We start from the raw sequence: 15,764 nt of genomic DNA, 5'->3' as shown, positions 1-15,764 counted from the left end.
AATAACACTTCCTGTTTGTCGGACAGCAATTGTTAGGAAAAATCCTACACTAAAACAGCACACCAAAGCTGAAAAATATCAACTAAAATTGAATTCCCAAGTTTGCTGTTTAATATAAAGCAACTTAGAGAATCCGCAGAATTTATGCTGGGTGGCTTTGCAAAAGTTAAAAATTAGCGACGGGATAGTTATCGGGGATGAATGGGATGAACAGATTAACCTTTTATATTATTTTGTTACATGGTTTGTTTTTAGGAGTAGCAACAGCTAGGGCCAATTCACCATCTGTTAACATAGTTGAGCCAGGGTTTTCAGCCAACCAGAGAGTTGTAGAAGGTTTGCTTACAGCCAGAAGTGGAGAGAAATCCAATAGTCAGTTAACGATAGAAACTTCTTCAACTAAAATCTCAGCTTTATCACCAAATAATATCAATATTTCTCAGAAAGAGAGGCTACCTTCAGGGCAAGTTTGGGTAGTTAATCAAAATAAACACGCACAGCCTCAACCGTTTATTTGGGTAGTAAAAGACCTAAAAAAAGCAGGACAGCAGCCATTTTTAGAAGTTGCAAAACCCACAGAAAAACCGACGATCAAGCCTAATACTAGCAAAACACCAACAGCAAAGGATGAGTTACAGCCATTTGATGAAGTAGTCAAAGACACCCAAAAGTTAGGGGGATTATTTACTCTTTATCGGAATAAAGAAAAGAATAAAATTTATCTAGAAATTAAGCCAGAGCAACTTAATAAAAATTACCTAGCCACCACAACCCTGGAATCAGGCATTGGCGAACGGGGTATTTACAGTGGTATGCCCCTGCAAGATTTTTTGTTTTATTTCCAACGGGTGGATGATAAACTACACTTTGTGATCCGCAATGTGAATTTTCGCACTCGTGAGGGAGATCCCCAGGTGCGATCGCTAGCCCGATCTTTTAGTGACTCTGTTCTCTACAGCATTTCCATTAAAAGCATTCATCCACAACGCAAAACTATTCTGATCGACTTGGGCGATTTGTTACTCACAGACTTAGCTGGATTATCTGTAAGTTTAGGAGTAGCAACAAGCACAGATCAGTCCTATTTTGGTACTGCTAAAACTTTTCCTCAAAACTTAGAAGTTGAGTCAGTTTTGAATTTCACTGGTGGCACTGAACCCAACAGTGAAGTACCAGGTTTTGGGTCGCTACCTGACAAGCGGGGCTTTACCCTGCGCGTCCACTACAGTCTCTCCCAACTACCCGATCAAGATTATCGACCGCGCCTTGCAGACGATCGCGTTGGCTATTTCATCACCGCCTACCAAGATTTATCCAAAGACGATCGCGGCGATTCTTTTGTCCGCTACATCAATCGCTGGCATTTAGAAAAAGAAGACCCGAAAGCAGTAATTTCTCGTCCCAAAAAACCAATTGTCTTCTGGATTGATAATGCTGTGCCTTTAGAGTACCGCGATCCTATGAAAGAAGGCGTTCTCATGTGGAACAAAGCCTTTCTGAAAGCGGGATTCAAGGATGCAATTGAAGTCCGCCAAATGCCAGATGATGCCACCTGGGACCCGGCAGATATTCGTTACAACACGATTCGTTGGATTAACACAGTCGATGGTTATTTTGCAATGGGGCCATCCCGTGTTAACCCATTGACAGGGGAAATTTTGGATGCAGACATTCTCGTAGATGCCAGTTTTGTCAGGGCACTCAAAAGTGAATATCACAAAATTGTCCAACCCAGCCAAACAGAAAATAACCGCATTACTTTATCAGCTTTGATGCAAAATCGTCTACTTTGCGCTAATGGTTTAGATGCGAAAGACAATGGTGTTCCCCAGCAAATGCAAGGGCAACAGGGGTTGTTAAATCGTTTATCGAAAATGGCGGGCGAGTACGATTTATGTTACGGGATGGAAGCTGCTAATCAGTTTGCCTTTGGTTCCCTGGCAATGTCACTGCTGCCTGATACTATGGCCACTCCAGACCAGGTGAAAGAATATATCAATCAATATTTACGTTTAATCATCGCTCACGAAGTTGGACATACCCTTGGTTTACGTCATAACTTCCGTGGTAGTACACTGTTAGCACCACAGGATATGAATAATACGGAAATTACCAAAACGAAAGGTTTGACAAGTTCCGTAATGGACTACATTCCCCCAAATATTGCTCCTCAAGGTACAAAACAGGGAGATTATTTTCCCAGTATGGTGGGGCCTTATGATGAATGGGCGATTAAGTACGGCTATATGCCAATTCAGACATCAACTCCCATAGCAGAAAAGCCAATTTTAGAAGAAATTGCTGCCCAATCCTACAAGCCAGAGTTGAGTTATTCCACAGATGAAGATGTGTATGACCTTGATCCAACTGCTGATGCTTGGGATAACAGCAGTAATGTGCTGCTTTATTCTCAGTGGCAGTTGAATAATGCCCGGGTGATGTGGGAACGTATCGATAAACGTTTCCCAATAGCTGGTGATAGTTATACTGATGTGAGCGAACGTTTTAGCACAATATTGGGGAACTATTTCCAGCAAATATTTTACACCACAAAATACATCGGGGGACAATCTTTCTATCGCATTCACCCTAGCGAGATCCCTTCTGGAGTCAGCCAACACCGATTACCATTTGAACCAGTACCCGTTGAAGAACAACGGCAAGCTTTAGAAACGTTGCAAAAGTATGTATTTGCAGAAGATGCTTTGAGCTTTTCACCAGAACTATTGAATAAATTAGCACCTTCCCGTTGGCGACATTGGGGTAGTTCTCCAAAAGTTGGCCGTTTGGATTTTCCAATTCATGACTTGGTGTTACTCATGCAGGGTTCCGTGTTGCGGGATTTACTCTCAGGCGATCGCCTCTCTCGCCTCAAGGATATTGAACTCAAAACTCACGAAGGACAAGCACTGACCCTTCCCGAACTATTTGACACTTTACAATCAGATATTTGGACAGAAATAATCAAACCAAAAGGCAAACCAATAAAGATTGCCAGTTTGCGGCGAGGCTTGCAGCGTCAATATCTGGACATTTTGACGGCTATGGTATTGCGGAAAGAATCTGTCCCAGAAGATGCTCGCACTCTGGCGTGGTATAAACTCAAACAGCTTGATGAGAAACTCAAGGGGGTTAATTCCGAGGATGAATATACCAAAGCGCATTTATTAGAAACGCGCGATCGCATTGAGAAAGTCTTGAATGCCCCGTTGCAGGGGAATTAAAAAAGTTAGGAGTTAGGAGAGACGCGATTAATCGCGTCTGTACGTTAATGTGAGTTCGACAAGTCTTATTTGACCAAACGGAGGAAATTAGCCGATGGCAGATTTAGATAAATATCGAAAGTGTATTCGTCAATTAATTACAGAATATGCTCAACGCGCCTCTTCTAATAATGAAATTGAAGCTCAAACAATTTTTGACGTAGAACAAGACCATTACCAACTGATATATATTGGTTGGCAAAATAGACATAGGGTTTTTCGCATTAAGTTTATGTATAAAAAATTCCAAATGAGGCAGCAGATAATAAAATCTATCTCTGCTACCTCTGCTTTTTCCTAACTACTCAACGCCTTTAAAAACCGTTGCAAACTCTTAAACACACTGGGCTTTCTCGCAGGTGTCCCGTCTGTTGTTGTTTGCGGTTGTCCCTTCATCAGGATGAGATCCAACTCATCACCCGATGGTTTTGTCGGTAATTCGGCAATTCTTTGATATTCACCGTTGGTTTCCAGCCAAACTTCCCACTGTCCTGGGTAGCAGCGATATAGGGCACTTTCATCATCTATAGGGCGCAGGTAATAGGCGGGTTCAATGGTATTGAGAAAGCGATCGCGGATTTTTCTAGCTGTATAACCAATACCCACAACCCCAGAATCTTCTAAACGGGGATTTAACAAGACTAAGGGGCGATCGCCTATTACTTCACACAACTTTTCCAACTGCGGTACTTCTACGGAAGTCGGGGCGATGAATAAGAAAATTTCATCCTCTGGCTGAATTTTTGTCTGCAAGGAAGCAGCCCTACCAGTACCAATATCCAAAATTTGAAATGGTGCATCAGCCCAATTGCGGCGGGCTAAGGCCGCAGCCCCAGCATCAGCAAAGAAAATCTTCAAACGCGAATCATAATCTGTAAACACGGGCAGAAATTGTTCCGCCACCGGCATGAACTTGAGTTCTGGGAACAGGAACTCAACTTGTATGCGAGTACAGCCACCTGCAAGTGCAGCTTGGACGGCTATACGAGATTGGGCGATCGCATCTTCAAGACTATTTGGAAGTTCACTCATAATGTAGGGTGCTGTAGTGTCTACTCCCATTGTTTCAGTATTAGCTCTCAATTAGCAGTTACGCAGAGCAGATCCCCCAACGCTTTCAAAAGCAGGGCTATTTCATTACATCTCTTAGGGATTTTGTCAATAGCATGGGTGAGAAATTTGCTGATCGCCATTGTGCGTTGGCGTAGCCCGTCGTAGACATCGCCACGACCCGTTGAAAAAATATTTTATACCAGTACAATATCTGGTTTTTTATAACTAAAGTTATATATCTATTGATTATGAATAGGGTTTTACTTGAGTATTTCCCTAATATAAATCATCAAATAACTCGATTAAACTCAGTCCCCAGCAGGACGAGACTTAGCCAAATATTTTTTATACTTGTAAATAAACCTTAAAAGATGTTTTAAAAGTCCTCTGGTCGGTAGTAAAAAGTTTTAGATCCCCCTAAATCCACGCCACTTGCTCTACTTGGGGAGACCCCAAGACGGCAGTGGCTCCCCTTAAAAAGGGGGACTTTGATTCTTCCCCCTTAAAAAGGGGGTTAGGGGGGATCAACAAGTGCCTAAAAGTACAGCCAACCAGTTTTAAAACATCCTCTAATAAACAAGTGTAGGAACAGCTTATGCCTCTTCACAAACTCGAACATTTTGACCCAAATTATCGAGAAACTTTTGGCGGAGACGATATTAAAGCCCTGGATGTTTATACTAAGGGAGAAGAGAGAGTTGGCTCAGTGGCTGATGTTTTAGTTGATGATGATAGTCATTTTCGGTATTTAATTATTGAGACAAGCTTAGATTTTGCCAGCAAGAAAATATTACTACCAATTGGTCTTTCTCGAATCAATTATCCGGCAAGACGCGCATATATTGATGGGTTAAGCAAACAGGAAGTAGAGAGTTTACCTGAGTATAAAGAAGACGCGATCGTTGATCAGGATTATGAAGAAAATGTCCGTCGTGTATTTCGTTCTCCAAGCAACGCTGTGACTTATAATCGTGATACATACAATTACCAGGAAGATCCAGATTTATACGGATTGAAAGACCAATCCGATCAAACTTTTAAACTCTATGAAGAACGATTAATTGCCAACAAACACCGCATTAAAACCGGAGAAGTAACGGTTGGTAAGCACATTGAAACAGAAACTGTACGCCTTGCAGTACCTATTCAAAAAGAACGAGTTGTGATTGAGCGCGTTACGCCAACAGAAGCAGGAAAGGTTGTAGATCCCAATGAACTTAAGTTCCAAGAAGGGGAAGTAGCACGCATAGAAGTGTACGAAGAAACCCCTGAGATACATAAAGAAGCCTTTGTGCGTGAAGAAGTGCGGATTAAGAAAGTAGTAGAACGGGACACTGTGGAAGCAGAAGACACCATTCGTCGAGAAGAGTTAGATGTTGATACTGCGGGTAACTTAAATGTCCAAGGAAATGCTACCACTACACATGAAGTTATTTAAGTAGCTGATTAATCAATTTGTTTGGTAGATTTATCGGAAATAATCATACAGGCAAAGTTAATTTTTCTCTCTGCCTGTGTTTCTTTATTCAACAATAATATTCCCGACTTATGGAATATCTCGTTAAAATGACGTAGGCACAATTCATGAATTGTGCCTACTTTAGGCATATTGATAAAAATATCTATAACTTTCGATATTTAACTATGGAAATAATTCATTCGCCAGAAGGAAGTACACAAATAAAAAAATGTCTAACTTAGTTGTTATGAGATGAAAAAAATATTTGAGGTTAAAGATAATGGTTCTTTACAAAATAGAAGATTTTGAGCCTAGCTATCAGGATAATTTTGATGGTCATGACATTAAGGGACTGGGTGTATATACACAAGGAACTGATGAAAAGATCGGCACTGTCAGCGATGTTTTAGTTGATGAAGAAGGTCATTTTCGCTATCTAGTCGTTGACTTAGGCTTCTGGATTTTTGGTAAAAAAGTATTACTACCACTTGGTCGTGCCCGTATCGACTATAACGTTGATCGCGTCTATACAATTGGCTTGACTAGAGAACAAGCAGAAGATTTACCTGAGTTCAATGAACGCCAAACCCTTGATTACGACTATGAAGAACGGGTGCGTGGGGTATATCGCCAACCCACAGACTACGCTCTTCCTCTAGAAGCTTTAGCAGCTACAGACCCTTTAGCACCTATAGACCCTTTACCAACACCTGTAGTACCATTGGATACAAAGCCAACTTACGCGCGTGATAGCTACACTTACGAGAATGAGCCTTCTTTATATGGGTTAAATGATCAAGATCATCAAACTCTAAAATTATATGAAGAACGGCTGATTGCTGGTAAAAAACGCCAAAAAACCGGGGAAGTAACTATTGGCAAGCGTGTTGAAACTGATACTGCACGGGTTGTAGTGCCGGTGGAAAGAGAACGAGTTGTGATTGAACGTGTAACTCCAGCAGATGCCGGTACTGCCGTTTCTGGACGCGAAGCAGACTTCCGTGAAGGCGAAGTTGCTCGCATAGAAATCCACGAAGAAACTGCTGATGTTCGTAAAGAAGCATTTTTGCGTGAAGAAGTCAGAGTTAGAAAAGTGGTAGATCAAGACACAGTTGAAACTCAAGAAACTGTGCGTCGTGAAGAGTTAGATGTGAATTCTGGTAATCTTCCCATCGAAGAACGCTAAGGAAATATAGTCATTAGTTACTGCTAATGACTAATAATTAATTCTACACAGTGCAGGTGAGGCTGTTGAATTAGCTTTACCTGTGCTTGCAATATAGCAATCCTATCTGAGTTGTGATAAATCTGGATGATGACGAATTTCCCTCCGGGTTCACCAGTCGCCTACAGCGTGGGTGAACCAAGTAAGCCAAGGGAAAGAGAACAAAAACAGAATTCACAAATCTCACCAATGATTTAGGAGTGCGATCGCTGATACAACTTTAGATTTAGGATTGCGAATATTGCTCTGGATATGGATTGTATAAATGCAGCGATCGCAAGCATTTTTATAAATGCTATCTAGACCATTAATACATTTAATTTAGCTAAGTAGAAAGCAGTTCATAAACTTTGGAATATGAATAGCCAACGGATGGCAACAAACATTGAATATGCAACCGGTAACTCTCGCACTAGCACCTCATTAGCAGATTTAAGGAAGAAGGTTAACAATTTTGCCGTATTCGATAAACAAGGTCAGTTGGTAGGAGTAGTTCATGATTTAATTGTGGATACTAATCGCCGGCTAAACTTAGTTATATATAACCAGGCAAATCAACAAATAGCCGATAAACATCCTTATTTATTTCGATTGCAGAGCCAGAAAATCAAACAAATTCACAAGCCGACTAAATCTGTTTTCATAGACTTAAACAAATCAGAAATCGAATATATGCCTGAATATTTAGAAACAGAAACACCAGGCGAGGGCAACCCAACTGAGCAACTAGCCAATAATCAAATTACAAATAGCCCAGTTGAGGCAGTAAATTTAGAAAAAGTTACTGAAGAGCAGATTATTAGTCTACTAGAAGAACGACTAGTTATTGAAAACAGTAAGCGTAAAGTTGGCGAGGTAATTGTTCGCAAAGTCATCGAAACCAGGATGATACAAGTTCCTGTCCGGCGTGAAAAGCTGATTGTGGAACAAATTAGCCCAGAACACAAACAACTCGCAGAAATTGATTTAGGACAAGAGGAAATTGCTGGCGTTGACTTGACGGAAGTAGAAAAACTTGAATTTACACGCTTTGACAACGGTTTAACCGTAAGCGGCGAATTTAGCTCACCGAAAATTGCTAGTTTATTGTTGAATGCGATCGCACTAGAGCAAAATCACGGCTGTAAACAGGTGCGTGTTACCATTGCGGTTGAAGCTGAGTCACACCAAAAAAAATACCAGGAGTGGTTTGACCGTTGTTCTAAAGGCGAATCACTAAAGCCATAAAAATAAGTTTCTAGCAGATAAATTAGTAGGGTGGGCATTGCACACCCTATTTTTTTGCTGATTTAAGAAAAGAAACGTGAAGTTTCCCTTCTCTTGCGGGTAAGTAGAATGTCTCCAAAGCAACTTAATTTACAATACTAAGCAGTTGCCGTTCTTTTGGCTACTTGCAATGAAATTTCGACTAAAGAGACTTTCACTGAAGAAACGACAGCGTCTGATCCCACCGATTCAGATTCAAGTTCGGGATGGAAAATTTGAGATTATGGGTATGGGTGTATGGCATTCCTACTGGCGCGATCCCTATCATTTGCTGCTAACGATTCCCTGGATTGGTTTTCTAATCCTGATTTGTACTTTCTACATAACTATTAATGCTCTATTTGCCCTAGCTTACTTGATTGGAGGAGATTGTATTGCCAACGCCCAACCCGGCTCTTTTTTAGATGTCTTTTTCTTTAGCGTGCAAACCCTAGCATCCATCGGCTATGGGGCAATGTATCCTAAAACAACTTACGCCAACATTATTGTCACCATTGAAGCAATGATCGGTTTGATGGGAATTGCTGTGATGACAGGACTAGCCTTTGCGCGATTCTCTCGACCCACAGCCCGTGTGCTATTTAGTCGTGTAGCAGTAATTACATCTCATGAGGCAATGCCAACTCTCATATTTCGCACCGCTAATAAGCGTCGGAATATGATTCTGGAGGCGCAGATGCGAGTTTATTTGATGCGCGACGAAGTAACCGTAGAAGGGCAGTTCATGCGTCGGTTCCACGATCTCAAACTGCTGAGAAACCAAACACCTAGCTTCACCTTAAGCTGGTCAGTGATGCATGTGATTGATGAGTTTAGTCCTCTGTATGGGATGACACCAGAATCGTTAACCCAGACAAATACGATGCTGATCATCTCTTTGAGTGGCATTGATGAAACGGTTGCACAGGTTGTCAATGCTCGCCATAGTTACGCTGCTAATGAGATTTTGTGGAACAATCAATTTGTCGATATCTTTCACCATACACCCGATGGAAATCGCTACATCGATTACAACCGCTTCCACGATGTTTTCCCTTTGGATTAAAGGAGTTAAATTCCTGAAAGTTACTCGGAAGTCTTATTAATTGGTGGTTCTAATGGTTTAACTACAACTCGACCATTTTCAACTACAGTACAACTTTTAACGATGCTCTTGCTGCCGTTAACTGGGACATCTTGGCATTGCTTTTGGTGGCAGAGATTTTGCTCTTGTTGTTGGTTGAGGACGACAACACAACAGGTGGAGGAGGCGAAGGACATATAACATATTTTGATCTCTATATCTATTATCCCCCTACTGATGCTGTTTGGCTGAAAAATTTGCTCCCCATCTGTTTTGATAATTCAGGAGTCAGAAGTCAGGAGCCAGAATGGGCTAAACCCTAGCTATCCGCTAACAGAATTGAATTCTGTGAGACTGGTACACTTAGGCGTGAGCGCTCAGTTGAATTCAGTGCCAGTTATTGCGTATGTGCGAAACTATGAATGCAAGTACTTGCTTTCTTGTACTTGTAATCTGTGTAAACAGGAAAGCGGTTATAAATCCCGCCCCGCTTTCCTCTATGTCCAAACTTTTTTGGCAGGGTTAGACAGTGGGTTTTTCTAATGAAAAAATTTTTGAGATACCTGGGTTTAGGTTTGCTATCTACGTTTTTGACTGCTACTCCCGGATTAGGAGCTGAACGTATTAGCTTTTATTACCCTCCCTTCGGCGAATTCTCCTTGTCGGTGGACTCGCTAGAAACTTTTGCCAAAGTTGGCAAAATCGATGAAGACTTTTCATTTTATGCTAGCCGTGCTACTCCTCTCCAACTCGCTCAACTGCGGGATCTGCTCCAGCAAAGGTTTAATGTGACTCCTACTTTGGTGTCTCAGGTGACATACTCACCGGTTGGAGAGGAGATAGTGCAACAACTGGGAGAATTACTCCTTACTGAGTCTCGAAAGAACGGCTTCTATGCTATACGTGCCTCTTTGATTTTGGCTGCTGCTGATAAAGACGGCTTAACAGTTGTGAATTTGCTGCGGAAATTTCCTAGCAATACTATACGGGTGAATTTTACACAGGTGTTAAAGAGTGTTGATGACTTGTCGCAGTTGATCAAAAAAAAGGATGAAGTTTTTGCCTCTCTTCAAAAAGAAGCGATCGCAGAAGCAGCTACTTCCAAAATTGACTTCTCCAAACAACCAGATTTGCGATCGCCAGGAAAATTTCAATGGCACAAAAAAAGCTTCGAGTTAAATGACACTTCTCGCGATCGCCGTCTCCCGGTAGATGTCTATTTACCGGAAGCAGGTTCACAAAGCCAAGAGAAAGCACCCTTTCCCCTCGTTGTTATTTCTCACGGTCTGGCTTCAGACCGCTTTAGCTTTGTCTATCTGGCAGAACATTTAGCATCTTATGGTTTTGCTGTTGCTGTACTAGAACACCCTGGTAGTAATGCCAAACGCTTTCAGCAATACTTTGCAGGTTTGGCAGGGCCACCACAACCAGCAGAATTTATCAACCGACCTTTGGATATCAAATATTTACTCGATGAACTCCAGCGTCTAGAAAAATCTGATCCCACCCTCCAGGGAAAACTCAATTTTCAGCAAGTTGGGGCGATTGGTCAGTCTTTTGGTGGTTATACTGTTTTGACTCTAGCAGGAGCAAAGATTAACTTTAACCAACTGAGCCAAGACTGTAATCCCAATTATTCATCCTTTAATTTGTCGCTCTTGTTGCAGTGTGAAGCAAGCAAGTTACCCGCAAAAAATTACGAACTCAATGACGATCGCATCAAGGCAATCATTGCGATTAATCCCATTGACAGCTTAGTTTTGGGTCAGAGCGGAATGGGTGAAATTAAAATGCCTGTAATGCTGGTAGCAGGTAGTCAAGATATTTTCGCCCCACCTGTATTTGAGCAAATTCGCCCCTTTACCTGGCTTTCTGATCCCAACAAGTACCTGGCTTTGATTGAAAACGCCACCCACTTCTCAGCGATCGCCGAACCTACTTCTGGAAACGGTGCCTTACCTGTGCCACCTGCTTTGCTAGGCCCCAATAGCGCTCCTGTTTATTCCTATCTCAACGCCCTCAGTGTCGCTTTTTTAGAAACCCATCTTCTCAACCGCCCTGAATACCGTTCCTATTTGCAGCCATCCTACGCCATATTTATCAGTAAAGAGCCGCTTAATCTCAGTATTTTACAGTCGTTGTCGGTAAATGAGTTCAATCAAATTTGGAGTGGGCCAACTCCCCAGGTAAGGAAACCATCAAATCCTCAACCTACTCCTCGTTAGTTCTACGAAGTTAGGAAAATCCAATAGACATCGCCAAAAATTAATTATGTGTTGCCCGAAATCCTTGGTAGGCACAATTCCTGAATTGTGCCTACGTTATTTTCACTCCTATATCTAAATCATTTGCGCCAATATCTATCCTTGCTCTGAGCAAGCAAAACCGTGGGTTAATAATTACTAATTACGTAAATACACGCAGTACGGCTTTAGGCAGAATCCTCAATTAGGAATCATATTAACTGACAGTTAAGATCCCCGACTTCTCTAAGAAGTCGGGGATCTTATTGTTCACAAATGATTAATTTTGCTATAAATGAGGCAAGTCTCAAACATTTCTTTGATGAACTCAAAGCTAAACCTAAACAAATTACTGTTTTTACTAAAGTTTTGGCAGATAATTAAAGACAATGATTTAGCCGTCTTTGATTATTTTTAATCAAGAAAAATCATCAGCCTTGATTTTCAATAAAACAGTAAATATACTGTTGCAATTCTATGAGTTAGTTAGGAGCTTCTAACTATTGCAACCATAAGCAAAAACGCTATATGTCTTTTTTGTTTCTCAGGCATGAATTAGATATAACAATTTCCCAAAATCAGGCTATTTGTCAGGAAAGTGAGATATTTGTACTGAGGGATTTATAAAAACTTATTTAATAAAATCTTTGATATATATATGCTTGTCGTTAAGAACTATTAAGAAATCCTTATTAAAGAATATTGCAATACCTTGATTTAATTGCTAACGTGTGTATGACAACGATGCTGATGACGCTCGGATCTAGGAGAAATAAAATCAATGAGCTACACCCATTCAGCCAAGTGTGTTAGGCTTTGACGAATTAAAAACGAGAAAGTTCTGCCTCGTATAGACAATTATGAGGGATTGCAGATTAACCAAGAAATATCTCGTTGCTAAAGGCTTAGTTTCAGTTTGATTTCAATTGCGATTGATTATTTGTCTTACCTTGTGCCGACAAGCGAGTAGCTCTTGATTGTGTGTATCGGCAATAACGAAGAGTTTAGTAAGACTTAAATTTTAGAGGATAAAACCAATGGAGATTCAAGGTAAAGTTGCCCTAATTACAGGGGCTTCTCGTGGGATTGGACGAGCGATCGCCCTCGAACTAGCGCAACAAGGCATTAAGCGGCTGATATTGGTAGCACGCGATCGCCAAAAGTTAGTGGACGTAGCCAACGAAATTGAGGCGCTGGGCACACAAGCTGCGATCGTGCCATTAGATTTGACTCAGACAATTGAAGTAAATATCGCTGTTGCCCAACTGTGGCGCAATTACGGACAGATTCACCTGCTAGTTAATTGTGCGGGAGTCGCATACCAAAGTTCGTTTTTGCAATCTAAAATGCCTCAAGTTCAAGAAGAACTCTCTGTGAACTTGTTAGGAATGTACAACCTCACTAGTCTGATTGCTCGACGCATGGCCAGCCAAAGACAAGGGACAATTGTCAATGTATCGAGCTTGATGGGGAAAGTTGCAGCACCGACGATGGCGACTTACTCAGCGACCAAATTTGCCATCTTAGGATTTACCCAAGCCTTGCGCCAGGAACTAGCTGAACACAATATCCGAGTCATTGCATTACTGCCTTCCCTCACAGATACAGACATGGTGCGCGACTTCAAATTATTTCGCTGGGTGATCCCTATGACTCCCCAGGAAGTGGCTAAAGCACTCGTCACCGGAATGCAAAATGATTCAGCAGAAATTTTAGTCGGATGGCAAAGTCATTTAGCCGTGTTGTGTCAACGCCTCTCCCCTTGGTTGCTAGATCTAATTTTACGAATCGCAACTCCGCCAGCGACAAGAAAACAACAGCCTGGTGAAAGACTGAACAAGCTGATCCCGAAACTGAATTTTTTGACGAGAATCCATCGTTTCGGTGATTTGTTCTTGTCAAGAACATGATTTTTTGAGTATTCAGTAGACATCTCCAGAAAAGAAAAAAGACCCCTCTCCAAACCTCTCCCCGAAAGGACGAGAGGCTTTAAAACCCCCCTTCCCTCGTAGGGAAGGGGTGTTAGTTCTGGGTGCAAATTTGTGGTATCTAAATCTTTTTCGGAGATGTCTAGTGGTCTGTCAATTTTGATTTTGTGCGTAAGCAGTCCCAGAATATCTTGCTAGCAAACGATTTCAAAAGTTGGTCACACACAATTTTTAGCTTGACAGACCACTAGTATATAAGTCCTAAATTTTTAGAGGGTTTCAAAACACGCCCTAGTCGTAACTTCTTCAATTAATTAGGTACACTCCACCAAGCTAAAGCATAAGGTTGAGTTGCTTCATTTACCTGATGGCGAAAGTGAACCCGAATTTTATAATTCCCTTGAGCCGGGACAGGGCAGAAGATATGTTGTACGTTGTCAACTTGGCTAATTGAGGAACAAACTACACCCACCTCGGAACTCTTAGCATTAGCTTTTACCAAGTATAGGTCGAGATTATTCAAGCCGCGATCGCGAAAATTCTCTCCAACATCATACTGCTGATTGTGATTGAGATCGTTTAATTCTACTAGGCGATCCCAAGCTAGAGTAATGGCAATAAAACTATTCGCCTTTAATGGTTTTGCTAATGTATATTCTACAGATGCTCCAGCGTTAACTGTGCGATAATCCCAGCCAATCGCAGGTACAGCACCAGACGGCTGCCATTGACCGGGACTAAATTGTTGATATGCTCGAAATGCATTTAAATTACCCGCGCCCATTTGAGCATCTAAAGAAATTTTTGGATCTTTATATGCATCAGTTGCCAACCAGTCTTGATTCTGCTTGTCAATTAGCGTTTTCGTCATTCCCAAACGTAAGCCATCACCCTGATCTTTGATTTTGTCTGCTGAGTTAAGCAATACAGCTTTCATGACTTGGTGATGCCGAGAAGCAACGCTCCAATGGGGTTGTTTTTTCCGCAGTTGTCGATCGCCAAATTCTTGTAACAAGGCAACGGTAGCTGTAACATGAGGTGCAGCAAAACTTGTCCCCGAAGACACATTTACCTTGCCATCTGGATTTATTAAAGTAATATTACTACCTGGCGCTACTAAACTGATAGAGTGTCGCCCTGCAATATCAAACTCTTTGCCAATTAAGCGACTACTCACTCCTTTGCCATCACCTGCCAAATTGTCAACAGCTACTTTGTTATAAATCTCTTCCCTTTGGGATGAAAAAGCTACGTTCACTCCGTTGTAGTTGTCGGTGGGGATTGAAATGCCTCCTTTGCCTTGATTCCCCGCAATTACATATAAAGGATCGTGAACGCGACTAGACCAATCAACACATAATGTTAGTAAGGCATTACCATCTAAAACAGCCCCCGGTCGTGGGTCATGCTCCAGGGGTTCACCAAAGCTGAAATTGATGGCGCGAACATCACCACCGTTTTGCAAGGCGATGTATTGTGCCGATAAGCACTCTTCTGGCTGCCCCATTCTTTTGGTATTACCTACGGCGTCTGAATATAGTCGCGCTCCTGGGGCTACTCCCGGCAAGGCTTTATCTGTACTCACCATTATTGCTGCCACATTGTAGGCGTGGGGATCTACATCTTTATTCGATTTAGCCCGTCCATCGCGTAAAAATACTCCAGCTGGTGATATAGCACGATTTTTAGATACGACTTTATCCCAACCAAACATTCCTGGACGCCCAATTTCCACCTGACCTATAGCAATCTTGCGACCGATTAAATTGTACGGCGCTCGATGTAATACAAGAGCATCAATCCCGTTTTTTCCTAAAGAACCTTCTTCTAATGCTGAGGCAAGTACTGGCATCAAACAGGAAGCACTTATTCCCAAAGTCACCCAACAGATCAGTTTTTTGCCCATTTGTACTCCTCAAAGGTTTTGTGTGTGGAACTGTATAAAGAGCAAGCGATAACTACTATCAACAAGGAGAGAGGGCGATCAATAATTTAGCGCATCTTTATACACAAATGGTAAAATTATATCTTTGCCTTTGCTAAATCTGGGATGTTAGCAGATGGTAAACAAACTTTATCAATAAATAGAACCCAAAGATGCGAGTATCTGGGTAGACTGCACCGATGATTACTAGACTTGCCTGAGTTCGCAGTTACTGAAAATCACCAAATTAAAAATGTTATGGCTCAGGGTCTTTATTGGATATGTACTGAGTCCCGTGCTATTAGATACTCGTGCATATATCGTCATACAACTTATTTTG

Annotated in this window: 11 protein-coding genes; 8 read left to right on the top strand and 3 right to left on the bottom strand. The window is 41.6% G+C overall.

Features of this window, described 5'->3' with window-relative positions; all coding sequences use genetic code 11:
- Positions 1-206 precede the first annotated feature (206 nt).
- Together V7K97_RS20745 and V7K97_RS20740 are read left to right on the top strand one after the other, a co-directional pair.
- Positions 207-3,224 (top strand): zinc-dependent metalloprotease, encoded by a 3,018-nt coding sequence (locus V7K97_RS20745; protein WP_334802886.1) that lies wholly within the window; start codon positions 207-209, stop codon positions 3,222-3,224.
- 94 nt (positions 3,225-3,318) lie between these two features.
- Positions 3,319-3,564: an element excision factor XisI family protein gene (locus V7K97_RS20740; protein ID WP_334802885.1), complete on the top strand. Its 246-nt coding sequence runs from the start codon at positions 3,319-3,321 to the stop codon at positions 3,562-3,564.
- On the opposite strand, the gene V7K97_RS20735 is transcribed toward V7K97_RS20740, so the two are convergent.
- The gene (locus V7K97_RS20735) at positions 3,561-4,295 is read right to left on the bottom strand and encodes a DUF1995 family protein (RefSeq protein WP_334802884.1); all 735 of its coding nucleotides are present in this window, start codon (positions 4,293-4,295) and stop codon (positions 3,561-3,563) included. The two genes, V7K97_RS20740 and V7K97_RS20735, sit on opposite strands and share 4 nt — an antisense overlap.
- A 616-nt stretch (positions 4,296-4,911) precedes the next feature.
- On the opposite strand from V7K97_RS20735, the gene V7K97_RS20730 reads away from it, so the two are divergent.
- From V7K97_RS20730 to V7K97_RS20715, 4 genes are all read left to right on the top strand, one after another.
- Positions 4,912-5,754, top strand: a complete 843-nt coding sequence (locus V7K97_RS20730; RefSeq protein WP_334802883.1) for a DUF2382 domain-containing protein — start codon at positions 4,912-4,914, stop codon at positions 5,752-5,754.
- A 301-nt stretch (positions 5,755-6,055) separates the two neighbouring features.
- Positions 6,056-6,961, top strand: coding sequence for a DUF2382 domain-containing protein (locus tag V7K97_RS20725; RefSeq protein ID WP_334802882.1), 906 nt, complete (start codon positions 6,056-6,058; stop codon positions 6,959-6,961).
- 411 nt (positions 6,962-7,372) lie between these two features.
- Complete coding sequence (locus tag V7K97_RS20720) at positions 7,373-8,227, top strand: YsnF/AvaK domain-containing protein (protein WP_334802881.1); 855 nt, start codon at positions 7,373-7,375, stop codon at positions 8,225-8,227.
- 169 nt (positions 8,228-8,396) lie between these two features.
- Positions 8,397-9,311 carry an ion channel gene (locus V7K97_RS20715; RefSeq protein WP_334802880.1) on the top strand — a complete coding sequence of 305 codons (915 nt, stop codon included), beginning with the start codon at positions 8,397-8,399 and terminating at the stop codon, positions 9,309-9,311.
- 20 nt (positions 9,312-9,331) lie between these two features.
- Here V7K97_RS20715 and V7K97_RS20710 read toward each other — a convergent pair whose 3' ends face one another.
- On the bottom strand, positions 9,332-9,526 hold the full coding sequence (locus tag V7K97_RS20710; RefSeq protein WP_334802879.1) for a hypothetical protein: 195 nt from the start codon (positions 9,524-9,526) through the stop codon (positions 9,332-9,334).
- 345 nt (positions 9,527-9,871) lie between these two features.
- On the opposite strand from V7K97_RS20710, the gene V7K97_RS20705 reads away from it, so the two are divergent.
- A complete protein-coding gene (locus V7K97_RS20705) occupies positions 9,872-11,554 on the top strand; it encodes an alpha/beta hydrolase (protein WP_334802878.1) in 1,683 nt (560 codons plus the stop codon).
- Between the two features lie 1,055 nt (positions 11,555-12,609).
- Positions 12,610-13,482: an SDR family NAD(P)-dependent oxidoreductase gene (locus V7K97_RS20700; protein WP_334802877.1), complete on the top strand. Its 873-nt coding sequence runs from the start codon at positions 12,610-12,612 to the stop codon at positions 13,480-13,482.
- Positions 13,483-13,810: 328 nt separating this feature from the next.
- Here V7K97_RS20700 and V7K97_RS20695 read toward each other — a convergent pair whose 3' ends face one another.
- The gene (locus V7K97_RS20695) at positions 13,811-15,406 is read right to left on the bottom strand and encodes a S8 family serine peptidase (RefSeq protein WP_334802876.1); all 1,596 of its coding nucleotides are present in this window, start codon (positions 15,404-15,406) and stop codon (positions 13,811-13,813) included.
- Positions 15,407-15,764 lie beyond the last annotated feature (358 nt).

The organism is Nostoc sp. (genome assembly GCF_036917815.1).
Classification (GTDB): Bacteria; Cyanobacteriota; Cyanobacteriia; order Cyanobacteriales; family Nostocaceae; genus Nostoc.
The sequence above is the reverse complement of the archived record's forward strand: the minus strand, read 5'-3'. Positions and strand labels throughout refer to the sequence as shown.